Origin of the sequence: Shewanella sp. Choline-02u-19, assembly GCF_002836205.1 — a bacterium.
Taxonomy (GTDB): Bacteria; Pseudomonadota; Gammaproteobacteria; order Enterobacterales; family Shewanellaceae; genus Shewanella.
The window spans coordinates 464,648-483,370 of the sequence record NZ_PJBE01000012.1 but is presented as its reverse complement, the minus strand read 5'-3'; the positions used below and the strand labels follow the sequence as shown (position 1 = coordinate 483,370).

General features: G+C 45.0%; 14 protein-coding genes. 10 read left to right on the top strand and 4 right to left on the bottom strand.

Going from position 1 to position 18,723, the window contains the following annotated elements:
* Positions 1–256: 256 nt before the first annotated feature.
* Positions 257–2,650, bottom strand: a complete 2,394-nt coding sequence (locus CXF83_RS04175) for a bifunctional aspartate kinase/homoserine dehydrogenase II (RefSeq protein ID WP_101089451.1) — start codon at positions 2,648–2,650, stop codon at positions 257–259.
* Positions 2,651–2,665: 15 nt separating this feature from the next.
* Positions 2,666–3,826 carry a cystathionine gamma-synthase gene (metB, locus tag CXF83_RS04170; RefSeq protein WP_101089452.1) on the bottom strand — a complete coding sequence of 387 codons (1,161 nt, stop codon included), beginning with the start codon at positions 3,824–3,826 and terminating at the stop codon, positions 2,666–2,668.
* 209 nt (positions 3,827–4,035) lie between these two features.
* On the opposite strand from metB, the gene metJ reads away from it, so the two are divergent.
* The gene (gene metJ / locus CXF83_RS04165) at positions 4,036–4,350 is read left to right on the top strand and encodes a met regulon transcriptional regulator MetJ (RefSeq protein WP_101089453.1); all 315 of its coding nucleotides are present in this window, start codon (positions 4,036–4,038) and stop codon (positions 4,348–4,350) included.
* A 228-nt stretch (positions 4,351–4,578) separates the two neighbouring features.
* Positions 4,579–5,307 (top strand): sulfite exporter TauE/SafE family protein, encoded by a 729-nt coding sequence (locus tag CXF83_RS04160; protein WP_101089454.1) that lies wholly within the window; start codon positions 4,579–4,581, stop codon positions 5,305–5,307.
* A 30-nt stretch (positions 5,308–5,337) separates the two neighbouring features.
* Here CXF83_RS04160 and CXF83_RS04155 read toward each other — a convergent pair whose 3' ends face one another.
* On the bottom strand, positions 5,338–6,531 hold the full coding sequence (locus CXF83_RS04155) for a conjugal transfer protein TraF (RefSeq protein ID WP_101089455.1): 1,194 nt from the start codon (positions 6,529–6,531) through the stop codon (positions 5,338–5,340).
* Positions 6,532–7,161: 630 nt separating this feature from the next.
* Here CXF83_RS04155 and CXF83_RS04150 point away from each other — a divergent pair.
* Positions 7,162–7,368 (top strand): hypothetical protein, encoded by a 207-nt coding sequence (locus tag CXF83_RS04150; protein ID WP_101089456.1) that lies wholly within the window; start codon positions 7,162–7,164, stop codon positions 7,366–7,368.
* A 12-nt stretch (positions 7,369–7,380) separates the two neighbouring features.
* Here the strand turns inward: CXF83_RS04150 and CXF83_RS04145 are convergent, their stop codons facing one another.
* Positions 7,381–8,280 (bottom strand): LysR family transcriptional regulator, encoded by a 900-nt coding sequence (locus CXF83_RS04145; protein WP_101089457.1) that lies wholly within the window; start codon positions 8,278–8,280, stop codon positions 7,381–7,383.
* A gap of 201 nt (positions 8,281–8,481) precedes the next feature.
* Between CXF83_RS04145 and CXF83_RS04140 the strand changes: the two genes are divergently transcribed.
* The 7 genes from CXF83_RS04140 to CXF83_RS04110 all read left to right on the top strand — a co-directional run bounded on the left by CXF83_RS04140 (position 8,482) and on the right by CXF83_RS04110 (position 18,721).
* A complete protein-coding gene (locus tag CXF83_RS04140) occupies positions 8,482–9,201 on the top strand; it encodes an SDR family oxidoreductase (RefSeq protein WP_101089458.1) in 720 nt (239 codons plus the stop codon).
* A 457-nt stretch (positions 9,202–9,658) separates the two neighbouring features.
* Entirely contained in the window at positions 9,659–9,988 is a 330-nt protein-coding gene (locus CXF83_RS04135; protein WP_101089459.1) for a c-type cytochrome, read from the top strand.
* A gap of 174 nt (positions 9,989–10,162) precedes the next feature.
* Positions 10,163–11,875: a DUF3373 domain-containing protein gene (locus CXF83_RS04130; RefSeq protein ID WP_101089460.1), complete on the top strand. Its 1,713-nt coding sequence runs from the start codon at positions 10,163–10,165 to the stop codon at positions 11,873–11,875.
* A gap of 69 nt (positions 11,876–11,944) precedes the next feature.
* Positions 11,945–13,318, top strand: a complete 1,374-nt coding sequence (locus CXF83_RS04125; protein ID WP_443018847.1) for a tetrathionate reductase family octaheme c-type cytochrome — start codon at positions 11,945–11,947, stop codon at positions 13,316–13,318.
* A 309-nt stretch (positions 13,319–13,627) separates the two neighbouring features.
* Positions 13,628–15,286: an ABC transporter transmembrane domain-containing protein gene (locus CXF83_RS04120; RefSeq protein WP_101089462.1), complete on the top strand. Its 1,659-nt coding sequence runs from the start codon at positions 13,628–13,630 to the stop codon at positions 15,284–15,286.
* Positions 15,247–17,403: a peptidase domain-containing ABC transporter gene (locus CXF83_RS04115; protein WP_232775026.1), complete on the top strand. Its 2,157-nt coding sequence runs from the start codon at positions 15,247–15,249 to the stop codon at positions 17,401–17,403. Before CXF83_RS04120 ends, CXF83_RS04115 begins: the two co-directional genes overlap by 40 nt.
* Positions 17,396–18,721 (top strand): HlyD family type I secretion periplasmic adaptor subunit, encoded by a 1,326-nt coding sequence (locus CXF83_RS04110; protein ID WP_101089464.1) that lies wholly within the window; start codon positions 17,396–17,398, stop codon positions 18,719–18,721. Before CXF83_RS04115 ends, CXF83_RS04110 begins: the two co-directional genes overlap by 8 nt.
* Positions 18,722–18,723: the final 2 nt, after the last annotated feature.

Below are 18,723 nucleotides of genomic sequence, written 5' to 3'. Positions count from 1 at the left end.
GTTAGTCTAGCCATTTTCAATATAGCCGTTTGGACGTCTATATGTCCATATACTAGAGAAACTGAGATTGAAGTCAAGTGTAAAAAGCAGGCAAGTGCGTTTTTTTCTTCGGACAATAAAATAGCCCGCTAATTCAGCAGCAGAATGTACCAATAGAAATCGAATACGCAGGCCTTAAAACCAAAAAATGCATGCCAGCGTAACTGACATGCATTGTTTAATTAATCGCTTAGCTGCTTCAATCAGCCTTACAATATTATTCCTGCAGTAAGTCTCGGCAAATATGCGCTAAGTCAGATTGCACCGCTGCTGCAGTCACCTGTCTTCCGGCTCCAGGCCCACGAATAATCAGTGGATTGTCTTGGTAGAACTGGCTGCGAATAACAAACACGTTATCGCCCGGCGTTAAGTTGGCATACGGATGACTATTATCAACCCATTGCAGACTCACTTCGGCCTTTAATTTACCATCAACTCTATCTAACGCGGCGACATACCTAAGCACTTTATCTTGCTCAACTGCAGCTAAATACTGCTGTAGCATATCGTCATCAAGCTCATCAATACGTGACAAAAATTGTGCTAACGGTAGCTCGGCAAGATGCTTAGGCACCAATGACTTAAGCTCAATATCTTCAAGCTCAATTTCTAAGCCAATTTCACGTGCCAAAATGAGCAACTTACGCTGCATATCACGACCCGATAAATCATCACGTGGATCGGGCTCTGTGATCCCCAATCCTCGTGCTTCAACCACCAGCTCAGAGAAGGGTTTAACTGCATCATAGTTTTCAAATAACCAACATAAGGTACCTGAAAATATGCCACCGACCGCTTCTATACTGTCACCGCTGTTATGCAGATCATTAATGGCATGTTGTATCGGAAGTCCGGCACCACAGCTGGCGTTATAACGCCAAAACAAGCGGCGATTACCCAGTTGTAGTTTTAGCTCGCGATAAAAAGGCAGTGGTCCAGATCCTGCAAGTTTGTTGGCACTGACAACATGAATACCGCGGGCAAAAAACTCCGGGTATTGCAGCGTTAGATCGGCGCTGGCACTGATATCAAGCGCGATAACTTCATCACACTCAAGTGCTTGTAACTCATCAAACAAGTGACTGTACTGCCAAGGTGTTGCATCTTGCTCAAATACTGTTTTCCAAGAATCCAGTGCTATTCCCGTATCGCTAATCAAGGCTTTTCGGGAGCTAACCAGCCCGACAAGCTCAACACTGGCCTCAATCTCTTTATTTAAGGCCGCTCGTGCGCCGTTAAATAGCTCTATCCAAGCTTCACCAATATTGCCGACACCCAAGAGCAATACGCCAATACGTTTACGCGGGCCAGCACATCGACGATGCACTTTTTGAGTCAATAAGTTCACCTGCGATTGCGGCACTAATGTCACCAAGCTCATGCCGTCATTAAACAGCGGGCGAGCATTACGGCTGAGTAATCGAGCAAAGCCACGACGATAAAGATCCGCATCGGCACTCACTAACGCAACCAGACCAAAATCATCTCTAATTTGAACATCAGTAATACCGAGCGCTTCGCGATTAGCATCGAGCAACGCTTGAACTTGCTTCTGATTCTCAAGGGTAACGGTTAATTCAACCCGCTTTTTCGCAAGCGACCAATGCGCTAGCGGATAAAGCCCTGAATCAGTTAGCAAACTTAACAATGCAGATAAAGCCCCATTCAACTGAATGTTAAACAGTGACACCCGGTTTAGATTAGTCACCACTGGCGCACTGGCTGACGAGCTTTTAGGCGCTATCAGCGTAAAGTCGGTATGTGATGCATAACTTGAGCGAACAGCAAGACTCACTTCAGTATCAAACAAGGGTTGCAAGGTACGATTGTGCAATACTGGCGAACCTAAATGCGCCAGACGATTGGCCTCGTCTAACGAAAGGCTGCTCAATAGCTTGGCATCATTAATCTTATTCGGATCGGCGTTAAATACACCCTCAACATCGGTCCAAATCGTCACCCGTTCAATATCCGCCAAACTGGCAATTAGCGTGGCACTAAAGTCAGAGCCATTACGGCCTAATAACAAGGTATCGCCCTTGTCATTGGCACAAATAAAGCCAGTGATAATGAGTCGTTCATTTGGATGAGCTGCAATGAGTGTTTGCACTCTTTGACGCGAGTCTTGCAAGCGGATCTGCGGCACTGCGCCTTCATCAGCAATCAGTAAGGTACGCGCATCAACATCAGATGCAGCCACACCAGACTCTCGTAATAACGCCGCCAGTAAACGGGACGACCAGCGCTCACCAAAACTCACCACTTGGCTACTTTGGTAATCGTTGATAGATTCTATAGACAACAAGCTGATCAGTTGCGCTTTATCGTTTGATAGTCGCTCTCTAAGCGAGCGAGCTTGCTCATTCGACAATAACTGTTCGATCAGCTTTTGTTGAAAACTAATGAGTATTTGTAGCTCTTCCTGCCATAACTGCTGAGTCGTGCTCAACTCAAGTAATCGATACAGAAAGTTAGTGCTTTTTCCTGCCGCAGAAACCACGACAAGATCGTCACTGTTACCATGAGTCAGGAGAATATGTGCAACGCGACGATAGCAGTCTGCGTCAGCTAAACTGGAGCCACCAAATTTATGTAAGTGACAGCGTGCCATCTTAAACCCCTTTAATTAACAAACGACAGCTGCATTGAGTGCAGCTTCAATATCGGCAACAAGATCGTCAGCATCTTCAATACCAACTGAAAGACGAATAAGGGTGTCTTTAACCCCTGCTTGTGCGCGTGCCTCAGGATCCATCGCTCGATGCGTCATGGTTGCAGGCACAGCCACTAGACTTTCTACTCCTCCGAGGCTTTCTGCAACAGAGAAATAATTAAGATTTTTTAAGAAAGCGACTAACTGTTCCTCCCCGCCTTTTAGCTCAAAGCTGAGCATGGCACCAAAGCCTTTTTGCTGCTTGGCAGCAATTTCATGACCAGGGTGATCTTTAAGGCCGGGGTAATACACTTTCTCTACCGCGCGATGACGGGTAAGAGTAGCAAGGATCCGCTGCGCATTCGCCTGATGTTCACGAATTCTCACTGCAAGTGTTCGAATTCCGCGCAATGTTAGATAACTATCAAATGCACCGCCGGTAAGCCCCAAGGTATTTGACCACCAATGCAATAATTCGCCCAGTTCAGCATCTTTCGCCACCACGGCACCGCCGACAACATCACTGTGGCCATTGATATATTTTGTGGTCGAGTGAATAACAATATCAGCACCCAACAGCAGAGGCTGTTGCAAGATGGGCGATAGAAAGGTGTTATCAACCACAACAAGCGCGCCAACTTCATGGCTGGCAGCACTGATCGCCGTGATATCAACAACCCGTAACAATGGATTTGACGGTGTTTCTAGCCACACCATCTTAGGTTTGTTAGCAATGGCTGTTGCCAATGCCGCTGCATCGGTTTGATCAACCACTTCAAGTTTAAACTGGCCTTTCTTAGCAAGATTGGTAAATAGACGATAACTACCGCCATAACAATCATGAGGTACCACCAACAAATCATCTGGCCCAAGTAAACTGGTGGCTAAGGTGATTGCAGCCATCCCAGTGCAAGTCACAACGCCAGTACAGCCTTTTTCGAGCTCAGCAATAGCGTCACCCAAGATTGACCGAGTGGGATTGCCTGAGCGGCTATAATCGAAATCTCTTGGATTTTTGTGGCCATCAAAAGAATAATTGGTAGAAAGATAGATCGGGGGTACAACCGCACCGTGTTGGGTATCGGACTCAATGCCTTGGCGTACAGCTACAGTGGCTAGTTTACGCTCGGTCATGTACTACTCCTCTTGCTATATTTTCTTACTAGGGATGTCTGGACGTCTAAATGTACCTAAGCAATTCACCCTAGTCAACCAGTTTAGCCGTTTAGACGTCTAAGCATTTAGAAATCTATTTGCATTTGTCATAAAATAGAGGCAATAATTTGACTGTGCTGCATAAGAGGTTAAAATCTGCCCCGCATTTAAAAATTACAGGTGAGTCAATGACTGAGTGGAACGGCGATTATATCAGCCCATATGCTGAACACGGAAAAAAGAATGAGCAAGTTAAAAAAATTACTGTCTCTATTCCTTTAAAAGTACTCAAGGTGCTTACCGATGAGCGTACACGCCGCCAAGTGAATAACTTACGTCATGCCACCAATAGCGAATTGCTCTGTGAAGCGTTTCTACACGCCTACACAGGACAACCGTTGCCAAATGATGGTGATCTATCAAAAGATAGGCCGGATAGCATGCCTGCGGAAGTTAAACGCTTGATGGATGAGATGGGCATTGAGTGGGAAGAGCTAGAGTAAACCAGCTCAGTATTTGCAAACAAGGATCACAAAGCGGTCCTTGTTTGCATTCGCTCGAGTAAAAAACCAGAAGCCGCGCCCTTCGGGTTCGTTTCTGTGCTGCTATTTTTTTATGACAAAAATGCGTTATGAGCTTTCGCTCAAACCTTGTCATAAAATCATTATTCTTTATTACAAAGACTCGAACAAAAAATAAGCTCGAAAATTTAACAACCTCTAGGTAGCCAAATGTTAGAGCCAAGCACGCTCATTCTCGCCTCAATCATTATATTTTGTGGTGCATTAACACAGAGTTTAATTGGCTTTGGTTTAGCTGTCATCGCAAGTCCGCTGTTATATATTATCGAACCCTCCCTAGTGCCAGCATCAGTCATTATGATGGGATTCTCTACCGCTGTATTGACGCTTTTTAGAGAGCGTGGTCAGCTTGAGTTCAACGGACTGCAGTATGCGCTACTGGGACGTATTCCTGGCGGTATCTTAGGCGCTACGCTTATCGTAATAGCCCCTCAACCTATTTTAGGGCTGGCAATTGCTCTTATCGTTGCGCTCGCCGTTGGCTTTAGTTTGATGAAGTTTAGTATCCCGGTGAACCGTGTAAGTCTGTTTATTGCTGGGATCCTCTCAGGCGTCTTTGGCAACATTGCCGCCATTGGTGGTCCGCCGTTGGCAATATTACTCGCAGGTAAAGATGCCGGCCAGTTTAGAGCAGCCCTTTCAGCTTTCTTTATTTTCAGCTCAATGATTGCTTTGACCATTTTGGGGTTTGCAGGGCTGCTAAAGCTTGAGCATTTGTGGGCATCGTTAATGCTATTGCCCTCAGTCATATTGGGCTATGCCGTTGCAGGCAGATTGGTAGGCAGAGTCGATAAACAAAAAACCAGAGCTTTCACTCTGGTTTTATGTAGTTTCAGTGCACTTATCTTAACGATTAAATCGGTTATCGAACTCAGTTAACTCAGCTATAAATCGATAAATCATGGCGTGTTAGAAGTGATATGAGGTTTGCAATACGCCACCGATGGCTTCATCGCTGCCAAACATCCCAGTAAAGTCTAGGAAAAATGATTCTCCAAAAGCAAAGCCAGAACCAATAGAATAAATGTTAGCCGTTGAATCTTTCATGTCGTGACGATAGCCCACTCGCAATGACATCCAGTCAAATGCACGTACTTCGCCTCCTACGCGCCAATATTGGGTGCCATCAAGTTCTTTAAACTTCTTATTCTCAATTAAATCAACATCGGTAGTGACCGTTAATCGCCTCCAGTCATAAGCAACACCCGCGGTAACTAAAGGCTCAACACTGTAGGTAAACTTTTGCCCTTCAACTTCAATGGTATCGACATCTTGGCTAATCAAATTTCGACCTGATAAACCAAAGACTAAGCCGTTGATAGGTTCAATAGCCACACCGACATCGACATTGAAACTGGTTTCATCGTTACGATATTCAACATCATCAAAGTCGCTGGCAGAGAAGTTGTTCGCGCTAGCGCGATAGTTATAAGTGTCAATGCGTTGGAACTTAGGTGATATACCGACAGAGATCGGCATATTAACGATAGAAAGCGGGAAACTTAACGCAATACCTAAATCAGAAACAGCGCCTCCAATAACTTGACCACTTGACGCTAAGTCTGTCACTGCAGGCGGATTATTGGCATCTAAATTCGCCAGCGCATCAATATCAGATTGAGCAATGTCGGCAACACCAACGGCGCTAACATAACTTTTATAGAAAATGGCCATTGGCATTCTTTGATGCGGAATGGCCACGCTAAAGCCAAGACCAGCACTGGCATAAGCTGATGTGCCTTTTAGTGATTCTAAATCGAGGATCAAATCATCTCTGTAAACATCAATATTGGCACTATTACCTGCATCTATGGCTGCGGCTAAACCATCATAGGAGCTAATAAGAGAGTCGAATTTATCAATCATGTTGTCGCTGTCGGCCATATCAACACCCAATACCGGCATCAGTAATACAGCTGAGTTATCTTTGTGCGCATTTAAACCGAGAAGAGCAGGATTGACGAATGCAGCCCCCTCATTATTAGATGATGCAACACCTGCGCCGCCCATCGCATCGCTACGGGCCTCATAATACTCTTGCCCTGAATAGGCAAAAAAGCTGGGGATTAATGCACACAATAGCGCTAATTTACGTAGTTTCATCCATTCCGCCCTTTTTATGTCCTTAACGCTTTAACACCAATACGGCCCAAATCGAAAAAAGGTCTTAAATTGTTTTTTCTTATTAGAGTTATTCTAAGCCAAAAAAAACAACTATGGGATAAAAAGTTAACCTTAAAACAACATTTTTATTACCAAAGTTTCATCCAAGTATTCAAATATCTTCAATCACTTGCAGTAAAGAGCGATTTTTACTGACTTATCTCCTCATTAAGCAAACGATTCCAGTGATTTATTTAATTAGCGCAGTGCCCTCACCTAAATGTCGAAGGACTCGACCAAATAGGCACTGAAACTGATGACTGTGATCATTAAATCTAGTCCCTAAAATAATGTTAACAATGCCATCTTTAGTCTCAATAAGTAGCCTACAGACATTTTCTAAGCTCACTTCGTTGATAAACGGTTGCCACAGTGGTCATCAATATTAGTTAAAGCAAAGCCTTAACTAATTCTATCAACTAATGGGCTTAATATAATAAACACAGCAATTGAACAAAAATCATCTATATTGAACAATAGGGGAAACTTTTGAGCACCGCTGTGAGTCTACATAAATAGGTTAATGTGGCACTTAACCTAGCCAACACGCTGTTAAAAACAGGAGTGACTATGCATCTAATCATGAAATCTCAGTTCGACGAACTTCGCCTTAATGATGAGTATGAATACAGCACCAATGATAGAGGCGGGAAGAAGGTTGTTAAGATCTATAAAGACGGTGAGCTCATAGCAAAAAAAATTGCTATCAAACATTCAGTGCAATACTTTGGCGTTACTGGCGTTGAAGCATTATTACAATCAGAACCAGAACACTGACCGATATAAAGCTTAAACATAATCATTGAAGTGAGCAGTGGTAAAACTAATGAACTCGCGCAATCGGGCAGGCTGGAATTTGTCTTTATTGTAAAGTAGGTATAGAGGCGTTGCGGGAATCATCCAATCGTCAAAAACGTGTACCAATTCACCTTTGCTCAACTCATCAATACAATAAATCTCAGGCAATCGCACTATACCTTGCCCCGCTAATGCACTGCTTTTCATTACCCTGCCATTTTTACAACGAAACTTACCCGTAATTGCCACGTCGGTTTTTTGCTTAACATCCTCTTTTTGCAGAAAGCTCCAGTGATTAACCGTGCCGATAATGCAGCTATGCTCGTTCAGTGCCTTAGGGTGTAAAGGCTTACCTTTTTGCTCAAGATAACCAGGTGCAGCCAGTGTGCAGTTATTAATATCCATCAACTTACGCGCGACTAAACCTGAGTCCTCTAACTCGCCCATACGAAAGACCAAGTCAAAATGATCTAACACCAGATCAACTCGCTGACTGCTAAAGTCCAAATTAATGCTGATATTAGGTTGCGCACTCATAAAGTCATTAACCAAGCGGGTAACAACCTCCTCACCGATATAACCGCCAACGCAGTTAATGTTGATGTTGCCCTGTAAGTTCTGCGCATTATCAACAGTTTGAGCCACCGCTTGCTCCACCACATCCAACGCATGCTGACAGCGCTCGTAAAAGAACTCACCTTGATCGGTTAGCCTTTGCGCCCGAGTAGTACGCGTTATCAAGGTCACTCCAAGATAACTTTCTAGTTGGGTCAGTTGCTTGGATAGGTGCGAGCGAGAGCATGCCAACTGCTCTGCAGCCAAGGTAAAGCTTCCCTGCTCGGCAATCACGGTAAATGCTCTCACATCTGCTAAATTTAAGTCTTTGTACATTTGATAGCTTCTACCCTAAAACGGAATAACCAGCTTACATTACACTCATTCAATTAGGAGTTATATGTAAACAATGATGTTCGCTATGCATTATATATCAACAATCGACATATCGTTAAAATACTCCCAATTCGACATGATTAACGTAGAAACTGCCTACTCAATTGCATGACTGGCGTAATACATCTTACTGAGGTTTATATGAAACAACTTATCGTAATTACTGGTGCATCTTCAGGTATCGGCGCAGCAATGGCACAAGCATTTAGCGCTAAAGGTCATCCACTACTGTTACTTGCTCGTCGCGTTGAGCCTATGGAAGCACTAAAGCTTGAAAATGCTTTGTGCATAAGCGTTGATGTTACTGACGCTGCAGCAATGAAAAGTGCGATAGCAGCAGCTGAAGCTAAATTTGGCCCCGTTGGCGGCTTAATCAATAACGCCGGTGTTATGTTACTCGGTGCTGCTGATGTACAAGATCCTGCAGAGTGGAGCCAGATGTTGAACATCAATGTGATGGGTGTGCTTAATGGCATTCATGCTGTTCTTGCAGACATGAAAGCCCGTAAAACAGGCACTATCATTAACGTTAGCTCTATTGCTGGCCGTAAAACGTTCCCTAACCATGCCGCTTACTGTGCAAGTAAATTTGCTGTTCATGCACTAACAGAAAACATCCGTGAAGAAGTAGCAATGGACGATGTACGCATGATTACTATCGCCCCTGGCGCAGTTGAAACAGCTCTGCTTAGCCACACGACGAATGAAGACATTAAAGCAGGCTATGAAGAGTGGAAAGAGTTCATGGGTGGTGTCATTGAGCCATCAGCAGTTGCAGACGCTGCGGTATTTGCCTTTGAACAACCACAAAATGTGTGTGTTCGTGAAATCGTATTAGCACCCACCCGCCAACAGCCTTAATCATTATCGCTGTGGTAATCATGCTTGTTAAGAGGTAAATACAGTCCTCACAGTCATGACATCCTAAGCTATCAAATAAAGCCCTGTTAACGAAAGTTAGCAGGGCTTTATTTTTACCGTGTATTAACGAATTAATATCACTTTAGAGATAGCTGAAAAACAGAAATGTGATCTTAATCGGTTGCAAAAAATCGATATAAATGACCGAATTAAAATTAATCTACTACATAAAAAAATAAAAATACCTATAAAACAATAACAAAAGAAAATATAGCCCTATACATTAGATTTATTTCAATGATATTTTTATCAATTAGATTTTTATCATGAAAGTGATCGAGCTCAACTATTCAGTAACACCTCCCTGCTAAATTAAGCAACAACACAGGCGCATCTTGGAAGCATTCTGTTAACCACGCGAAGGACAGCGTAAAAATATAAAAATAGTAAGGAAATGATGATGAAAACAATCACAAAAATCGGAATAGGTTTTGCTCTAGCTCTGTCTTTAGGTCTTCAAGCCCAAGCCGCTGATGGCGGTAACCCTAAAAAAGGTAAACATCTGTATAAAAAAGAGTGTAAAGCCTGCCATAGCCAAGGTGATATCGGTGGAGAAATGACCCCGATGACAAAAACCATGAGTCAGTGGGATCGCTTCTTCAAGCGCATGAAGCACAAGGGTGATCAAGAAGCGTTCAATGCGCTATCAAAGAAGGACATTAAGGACATTCAGCAATTCCTATATGACCATGCAGCCGATTCCGACCAACCACAAACCTGTGGCTAGCCGCATGAAGGATTAAGTCCTTCTAACCAAGTTAGAACCAAACATTAAATTAAATAAATGGGGAATGCCTCAGGGCCTAATGCTGCCAAAAATCAGCTAATCCGAGGCCGTTCCTCAACATCAATCGAGGTTAACCATATAAAAAGTGGTTAAAAACTCGAAAGGAGAGATGTTATGCGTACTCTAATTTCACTGCTTGTTGCCAATGCGCTTGCTTTATCTGGTAGCGTTTATGCTGCAGAAAACGATGCTCAAAAAATGGCAGATCTTAAACAACAACTTGAAGACATCACTAGCGAATTAGATGATCTTAATGATCGTGTCGATGGCAACGAACGCCATACAGCATTAGATAGACTGCTGATCACTGGTGATTTCCGTACTAAAGCTCATACACTGCACTATCAAAATGTGACTTGGAATCCCGCGATTAAAGTCAACTTCAGTGACTTTGGCGCCAAAGCCATGTCTGGCGTATTTGGCTCTCCGACCGATGGTAATTCACCGCTAGGCAAGATGATGGCGGCCGATCCTAATCTCGCCGCAGCCTTCCAAAGCGGTCAACTGCAAGGTGTTATGCCCTATTCGTTGGCACAAAAAACCACGCAAGACATCGACAATGACATCTACTACACCACTCGCCTTAGACTTAATCTAAAAGCCAAAGTTTGGGATAACGTCAGCTTTGCGGGTCGTTTATCGATGTTTAAAAACTGGGGCGATTCCACCGGCGTTAAAGTATTTGATTCTTGGAACTCATTTACCATGGATGGCACCAGTAGCGGTAGCCCAAGTGGTGACTGGCTTAGAGTTGAGCGCGCTTACTTTGATTGGAAAAATATCAATGGCTCTCCGCTTTACCTGTCAATTGGTCGCCGCCCATCAACCTACGGCCCGCCAACCCAGTATCGTGAAAATGAAAAGCGCGGTGGCACACCTTCTGGCCACTTAGTTAACTTCAACTTTGACGGCGCCACCATGGGCTATCACCTCGGTGATATTACTGGTGTTGAAGGCCAAGTTGTGCGTTTTTGCTATGGTCAGGGATTTGAATCGCAATGGGGTAATGGCGAACTCTTCGGTGACATTGTCACTAAAGATACCCATCTCGGCGGCTTTAATATTGATGCCATTAACGATGGTAAAAACTTCCTCCAGTTCACCCTATTTGGGGCAATGGATGTCAATGATGGCTTTAAAGGCACCATGGCGTTCCCTACCCAACTGGCCAGCATTTTTGCGCCAACCATGTACCAAGACATGCAAAAATTCGACAACTTTAACTTTGTCACTCGAGTACAACCTAGCGGCGTGATTGGTGACTTATACCTCGGTGGTATCGGCTTCTCACGTGAAGAAGATAACGACGTGAAATGGTTCGTCTCTGGCGGTTGGACTCGCGCCGACGGCAATGGCAACGCGGGAATGTTTGGCGGCATGTTAAGTGATGCCGTATTTGAAGCTAAGCTCAATTCTGACGGCACCGAGATCATCATGATGCCAAGTGCTGCCGATGACAGTGGTCCAAAAGACGGCTACAGCATCTATGCTGGTGTGCAGATCCCAGCGCCTTACGGCAAAGTTGGTTTTGAGTACAACTACGGCTCTAAATATTGGACACCATTTACTCAAGCACAAGATGATCCCATCGGCAGTAAGTTAGCCACTCGCGGCCATGTTGCCGAGGCTTATTACATGTTCGACATCAACCCTAATATGTTCATTAAACTTGCAGGGATTTATTACGATTTCGAATATACCGGCAGCGGCACACCGGTTGGTGCACCACAAGAAGTAGATGATGTTATCGCGGGCACTTCTTACTCAATGCTACCAGTGGTCGACACCGCTTACGACATCAACGCTTCTCTCACCGTTAAATTCTAAGTTAGGTTAATCCCCCCGGCGCTAGCCGGGGAAGGAGTATTAAAAATGAAAAGAATCATCATACCAACCATGGCGTTAGGGCTGCTTGTCAGCGCTCAATTCGCCATGGCGGCCAATCCTCACAACGAATATGTGCTGGGGCCTTTTTCACAAGGCTCTGAAGTCACGACTCAATGTATTGAATGTCATGAAGATCACGCCAAAGACTTTATGAAATCATCACACTGGACTTGGGAGTTAGAACAGAAACTACCAGGGCGCACGGTTAAACGCGGTAAGAAGGATGCGATCAATAACTTCTGTACCTCAATATCAGGCAACGAACCAAGATGTACCAGTTGTCATGCGGGTTACGGTTGGAAAGACAATAACTTTGATTTCACCGACATGACCAAAGTAGATTGCCTTGTCTGCCATGACACCACTGGCACTTACATCAAAGATCCGGTAGGCGCTGGCGAAGCATTAGCAAGCGTAAACCTTCAGCGAGTAGCACAGAATGTCGGCGCTCCTGTGCGCGATAACTGCGGTACTTGTCATTTCTTTGGTGGTGGCGGCGATGCCGTTAAGCACGGCGATTTAGACTCTTCTATGTCTTATCCCGATAAAAGCACTGACGTACATATGGATACCGACGGCAATGATTTTCAGTGTCAAGCTTGCCATACCACTGAGGATCATCAGATCACCGGTAATGCCATGGGCGTTTCGCCTGGTGGTCAAAACCCGATTGGCTGTGTTAACTGCCATGAAGCCACGCCGCACAAAAATAAAAAGCTCAACACTCATGCTGCAAGTGTCGCCTGTCAAACTTGTCACATTCCGTTTTTTGCGCGTAATGAACCGACTAAAATGAGCTGGGATTGGTCAACTGCCGGTAGCGATCTTGAAGAAACTAAAGATCAATATGGCAAGAAAAACTACCAGAAAAAGAAAGGTAACTTTGTCTGGGGCAAGATGGTTGAACCAGAATACGCTTGGTATAACGGTAGTGCTGACGCCTATATGGTTGGCGACAAAATGGACCCAAGTAAAATCACTAAATTAACTTACCCATTAGGTGATATTAGCGATAGCACGGCCAAGATCTATCCTTTTAAAGTCCACCGCGGTAAACAGATTTATGACAGTAAACAAAACATATTTGTCACTGCAAAAGTTTACGGTGAAGGCGGATATTGGACAGACTATGATTGGGACAAAGCAGCCAAGTTAGGTATGGAAGCCAATAAAACGCTAGTAGAAAAGGGCATAAGCTACAGTGGTGAACACGGCTTTGCAGCAACCGAAATGTGGTGGCGTATCAACCATATGGTTTCACCAAAAGCTGACGCTTTGAAATGTAGCGATTGCCATAACAAAGGCACCCGCATGAATTGGAAAGCACTCGGTTACGAAGGCGATCCGATGAAGAATAAGGCTGGGTTAAGACACACTCAATAATCTCATCATTGATAGTACTATTTAACGCATCTATCGCTCCAATAGATTCGTTAAACGTCAGCCGGCTTCCCTGCAAATTTGCCGGCTGACCCCCCTCAGTAAAACCGCACACATTCAAACGCCTTTCATCAACAAGCTAACATCAACTCAGTTCAAGCAATTCAATCATCGTCTCATTGACAAAAAAACCGACAAAAGTTGCTTTATTTTTACACTAAGATGTAAATACTCTGTTAAGTTTAATAAGTTAGCTAAAGCTATACTATTATTTATACACCTTTTTCTGACTGTCCAAGGATGCGATAAGCGATGAGAGAAAACTTCAGTTTACTAAACAATAATCGCGCTAAGGCAGAGTTACTGCTCTCCTCCACGTTCATCAATTTACTGTCTCTAGCCCTGCCTTTTACCATGCTACAAATATACGACCGTATATTGCCGAACCAAGGCTACGGCACCGCGAGTGTGCTCGTATCCGCTGTCGGGGTCGCGATTCTATTAGAGTTACTTTTGCGCTATGCCCGCAGTTGGTTGTTGGCCTCATCTGCCGCCAATTTTGAACTGCAAACCACGACTAAAGTTGTCAATGCGTTAATGCAATCTGACTATCACCATGTGGAAAGCTTAGGCACGGGTAAAGTGTCCAACGGGCTTGCCAGTATTGCGGCGATGCGCGAGCTTTATTCAGGACAAGCCTTAGTGGCATTAATGGATTTTCCCTTTGTGCTCATTTTTTTAGCATTGGTCGCCTATATCGGCGGTCCATTGGTGTTCATTCCTATTGCAGTGTGGGCGGTGATCGGTGGGCTGGTTTTCCTCATTGGTAAAAAGTTAACTCGCGCCACGCAAGATTTAGCATTAACCGATAGCGAACGCTCACGCATGTTGATATTGGTGTTATCGGGATTAACCACGGCAAAAGCATTGGCGATGGAGTCGCGCCTATCATCCATCTACAGTGAAATTAACTACCGCCGCCTTAAACAACAACAGCAAGTCGATTGGTTATCATCAAAACTGCAAGAGCTCATTCAAGGCGCGTCTCAAGGCACTACATTATTAATCGTCCTTATCGGCTGCCTCGAAGTGCTCAATGGTGATCTCACCACGGGGGGGTTGGCGGCTTGCTCCATTCTAGCGGGCAGAGCGATAGCACCGCTAAGTGCTATTATTAGTTTGCGTTCACGGCTTGCCAGCGCCAATACCGCCATGAACCATGTTAACGATCTGGCTGAACTGCCCCAAGAAGTGTTTAAAGGCACCACTAAGTACCAACAGAAACTGCCGATTGGACCTATCAATTTTGACAGTATCGCCAGCTCTCAAGTGGGCGCGAAACTCAATAATTTCACGCTATCCATCCCCAGCGGCAGCTTAGTCACTGTCACATCAGATCCACTGACTCATGCCAGTTTACTCCTCAGTGTTATCGGTGCATTTCATCATTTAGAGCAAGGTTCAATAAGCATTGCAGGTGTTGAACAAAGCGAACACCAAGCCAATGAGTACCGCCAGTCAGTGACCTATGTTTCACCTTGGCCAACACTTTTTGCGGGCAGCTTATTGGAAAACATGACCCTATTTAGACCCGAGCGAGAGTCACTGGCGATGGAAGTTGCCGAGGCACTAGGACTCACCAGTAGCATCGCCCAACTGCCGTCGGGTTATCAAACTGAGGTTGGCGTAAACGATAGCCAAATGCTCAATAAAGGCGCGGTGAAACTTATTGCGCTGGTAAGAGCTATCGTACAGTCGCCCTCTATTTTATTACTCGATGAACCGATGATCTCACTCGATGCCGACTCTCAAGCAAGGCTGGTTAATGTGCTCAATCACTATAAAGGCCAGATGACCATTTTATGCGCTTCTCACTTTAGTGAACTCGCTAACAATAGCGATCTACGCATCAATATTAGTGAGCATGGCGAGTGTCAGGTTTTGCCCGCGATGCAGGAGGTTCAGGCATGAACTCTATCAGCCAAGCCAAGTCACTAGAAGAGAGTGAGAACACACTAGCGTCTCCTGAATTAAAAAATATATTAATCGCACTTTTTCAGCAGCTAGGGTTATTTTCTCAGGCGAATAATTTGCTCAGTGATGAAGCAATTCAGAGTATCGACACGGTAAAATTCGCTAACCTATTAAAAAAACATCACATTGGATTCTCGGTCTATAAGACGCACAAAAATGCTATTTCACAGGCCATTCACCCTTTTATTATTGTCCCTGATAATGAACCTGCAGTCATGTTAAGGCGTAGAGGTGCGCAATATGAAATGTTCAATCAGCAATCTGATCAGTGGCAAGCAATAAGTGCTCAAGAGTTACCCCTCATTGGGCATATTTTTGTGATTGAAAGTCTACCTGCAAGCAAACAGAATATTCGCGCCTTTGCAGCGCATATGAGCAAACGCACCAAGTGGTACCGCCCGGTATTTTGGCTGAGTTTACTCTCCAGTATTACCGGGCTGGCGGTGCCCCTCTTTACCATGGCCGTTTATGACCGCGTCATTGGCGGACAAGCACCGGATGTACTGCCCACCATCGCCCTTGGTGCAGCACTGGCTTTGGCCATTTTAGTGATAACACGCCTCACTCGAGCTAACCTGCTAGCCACCACCAGCAACCGATTTGCACGTGACCTTTCAGATATCACCTTTAGACGGTTATTGAGTATGCCGCTGATGGTGTTGTCTCGAGTGGGTTTGTCGAACCATATGGCACGGATGCGCAATGCGGAAAAAGTACGTACCTTACTTTCCGGCCCTGGTGGTGCAGGTTTAGTTGACCTTCCTTTCACCGCTATCGCACTGATCACCATCGCGCTACTCAGTGGCTGGTTAGTGATAGTGCCGCTGGTGATGTTATTGCTGTTTTACTTAGTGATGAAAGCCGTCAATAAATATGCTCAATCAGCTGCGCCCACCATTAGTGGAGATTATCAAAACTCTATTAATGAACTCGCCAAAAACCTGCTACAACTGAAAACCAGCGGCGAAACTGATGGCTGGAATACTAAGTTTGCCAGGCAATGCAAAGAGAACTGTCGGCAAAACTTCCTCTACGCTAAGCGCAATGGCTTAAACGCCGCCGTCGCCCACGCCATGAGTTTACTTACCGCGCTAGTTACCGTTTTTACAGGCATCTTCTTAGTACTCAACCAGAGCATTAGCCCTGGTGCACTCATTGCCTGCGTCATGCTGATTTGGCGCATAACTGGGCCTGCACAGTTAGCATTTTCATCACGCCAGAAAATTACCATGATGGATATGGCAATAAAACAGTTTGACCGTTTTATGCAAGCAGGCACGGAACACAATGAGCTCAGGCTCGATACACCAGCGACTCAAGTCGCACCTAAGATAAGTTTTCAACACGTCACTTTGCGTTATGGTGCAGAGGTCGACCCCGCCCTAACGGGTGTCAGCGTTGATATAGAACCCGGCGAAAATGTCGCTATTATTGGGCCTAACGCCTGCGGTAAAACCTCGATGTTACTTGCTGCCATGGGAGTGGCAGAAGCGCAAGCGGGATATATCACGGTGAACGGCAAAAACCTCAAGCAATATGACCCTGAAGCATATCGACAATGGGCCGCATTTTGCCCCGCCGAGCCCGACCTTTTCCCTGGTACCTTGGCTGACAATCTGCGCATAGCGAAACTGGACGCGACCGATGAAGAGCTCATCACCGCAATAAAAGCGGCCGGGGGTGAGTCGCTATTCAAAGCATTAGGAAATGATCTGAATATCAGTCTGTTTAATCGTGGTCATACGCTGTTATCAGCCGTAGAAGGAAGTTATATCAGTTTAGCGCGAGCACTATTGAAGCAATCAAGTTTAATCATTCTCGACGAACCCATCGCCAATCGTAATCCTGCAGCTAAAGCCCAACTGCTAAAAACATTTAGCGCCCTCAAAGGCAAAAGCACCGTGCTATTTACCAGTCATGACCAAGAGTTGATCCAGCAAGCTGACAAGGTCGTAATTTTAGATAAAGGTGCCGTTGTTTACGCAGGCCCTATTCCAGAAAAATCTGCTCAGCCACCGCAAGCATCATCTCAGGAGAACCTCCCTAATGGATAATCGTCAACTAGCGAACCGAGTATGGCCTGAGCATGAATTTACCGATGCGATTGAAGCTCCCGCAGAAAGAAAGTTAATTAAGCGCATCATCTTTTTGATCACAGGTTCAGTGTTAATCATGTTGTTGTGGTCACTGTTTGCCGAGGTAGAAGAGATCTCCAAATCCAAGGGGCAAGTTGTTCCTCTTGGCCACCGACAGATCATTCAAAGTCGCGCTGGCGGCACTATGGCCTCGGTGATGGTAGAAGAGGGAGATGTGGTTAAAAAAGGCGATGTATTAGCCAGCTTTGTCTCGATTGACAGTCAATCAGCAGAAGAGGAACTCGCCAGTAAACGCGCAAACCTGTTACTTAGAATTGAGCGCTACGAGTCTTTTATTGACCAACGAGAGGCTAATTTTAGTGAGTTTGAAGTTGAGTACCCACAATTGGTCAAATTGCATACCGCATCACTGAGCCGCATGAACCAAGAGCGAGTAGCAATGCAGCAACTCTCAGAGTCTGACATCGCTAAATCTCAAGCAGAAATCGATGGCCTCTTAGCTGAGATCCCACCGCTAAGCGATCAAATTAAAACCGCAGAACAAACGCTAACAATGATGCAGTCGGTTACCGCAGAGCAAGCCGTATCCAAGCTAAGAATTTTAGAGTCGCAACAAAAATTAGATTCCTACATGCGCGAACTGAGAAGCATGGAGAGCAAACAACAGGTTCTGGCTAAAAACTTGCTCAATTTAGAACAACAACTAAACCAGAAAAAAGTGACCTTACTCAAAGAGGTCGGTGAGAAACGTACCGATGCCCAAGCAGAACTGCTTGGCATTATCGCTCGCTTAAAATCATCAGGCTCTCTCGTCTCACAAAATACCATTATCGCTCCTGTCGACGGCATTATTCAGTCTATCCCCTCCTCATCGACAGGCAGCGTGATCCAGCCCGGTGGCACAGTAGCGGTCATTGTACCAATGACAAAAACGGGCTTAATGGAAGCCAAATTGTCACCTCGCGATATAGGTTTTGTGAAAGTGGGTCAGCCGGTAAGGATTAAAATTGATGCATTTGATTACAGCCGTTATGGCGCCCTCGACGGCATTGTAAAACGCATCTCTCCAAGTACCGATTCAGATGAAAAAGGCGGGGTATTTTACAAAGTGCAAATTGCCATTGATAAGCCCTATTTTTCGGATAAACCCGGCCGGTTCGACTTGATCCCAGGGATGACAGGTGAAGCTGACATCGTGACCGGAGACAAAACGGTATTTCAGTATCTCTGGAAACCGGTATTTACCAATGTGACAGAAGCTTTTGGTGAGCGCTAAAG

What these genes read in the sequence shown, in the direction of transcription:
- CXF83_RS04175 (WP_101089451.1), bottom strand. Translation starts at nt 2,650, where the DNA reads ATGGCACGCTGTCACTTACATAAATTTGGTGGCTCCAGTTTAGCTGAC.
- metB (WP_101089452.1), bottom strand. Translation starts at nt 3,826, where the DNA reads ATGACCGAGCGTAAACTAGCCACTGTAGCTGTACGCCAAGGCATTGAG.
- metJ (WP_101089453.1), top strand. Translation starts at nt 4,036, where the DNA reads ATGACTGAGTGGAACGGCGATTATATCAGCCCATATGCTGAACACGGA.
- CXF83_RS04160 (WP_101089454.1), top strand. Translation starts at nt 4,579, where the DNA reads ATGTTAGAGCCAAGCACGCTCATTCTCGCCTCAATCATTATATTTTGT.
- CXF83_RS04155 (WP_101089455.1), bottom strand. Translation starts at nt 6,531, where the DNA reads ATGAAACTACGTAAATTAGCGCTATTGTGTGCATTAATCCCCAGCTTT.
- CXF83_RS04150 (WP_101089456.1), top strand. Translation starts at nt 7,162, where the DNA reads ATGCATCTAATCATGAAATCTCAGTTCGACGAACTTCGCCTTAATGAT.
- CXF83_RS04145 (WP_101089457.1), bottom strand. Translation starts at nt 8,280, where the DNA reads ATGTACAAAGACTTAAATTTAGCAGATGTGAGAGCATTTACCGTGATT.
- CXF83_RS04140 (WP_101089458.1), top strand. Translation starts at nt 8,482, where the DNA reads ATGAAACAACTTATCGTAATTACTGGTGCATCTTCAGGTATCGGCGCA.
- CXF83_RS04135 (WP_101089459.1), top strand. Translation starts at nt 9,659, where the DNA reads ATGATGAAAACAATCACAAAAATCGGAATAGGTTTTGCTCTAGCTCTG.
- CXF83_RS04130 (WP_101089460.1), top strand. Translation starts at nt 10,163, where the DNA reads ATGCGTACTCTAATTTCACTGCTTGTTGCCAATGCGCTTGCTTTATCT.
- CXF83_RS04125 (WP_443018847.1), top strand. Translation starts at nt 11,945, where the DNA reads ATGGCGTTAGGGCTGCTTGTCAGCGCTCAATTCGCCATGGCGGCCAAT.
- CXF83_RS04120 (WP_101089462.1), top strand. Translation starts at nt 13,628, where the DNA reads ATGAGAGAAAACTTCAGTTTACTAAACAATAATCGCGCTAAGGCAGAG.
- CXF83_RS04110 (WP_101089464.1), top strand. Translation starts at nt 17,396, where the DNA reads ATGGATAATCGTCAACTAGCGAACCGAGTATGGCCTGAGCATGAATTT.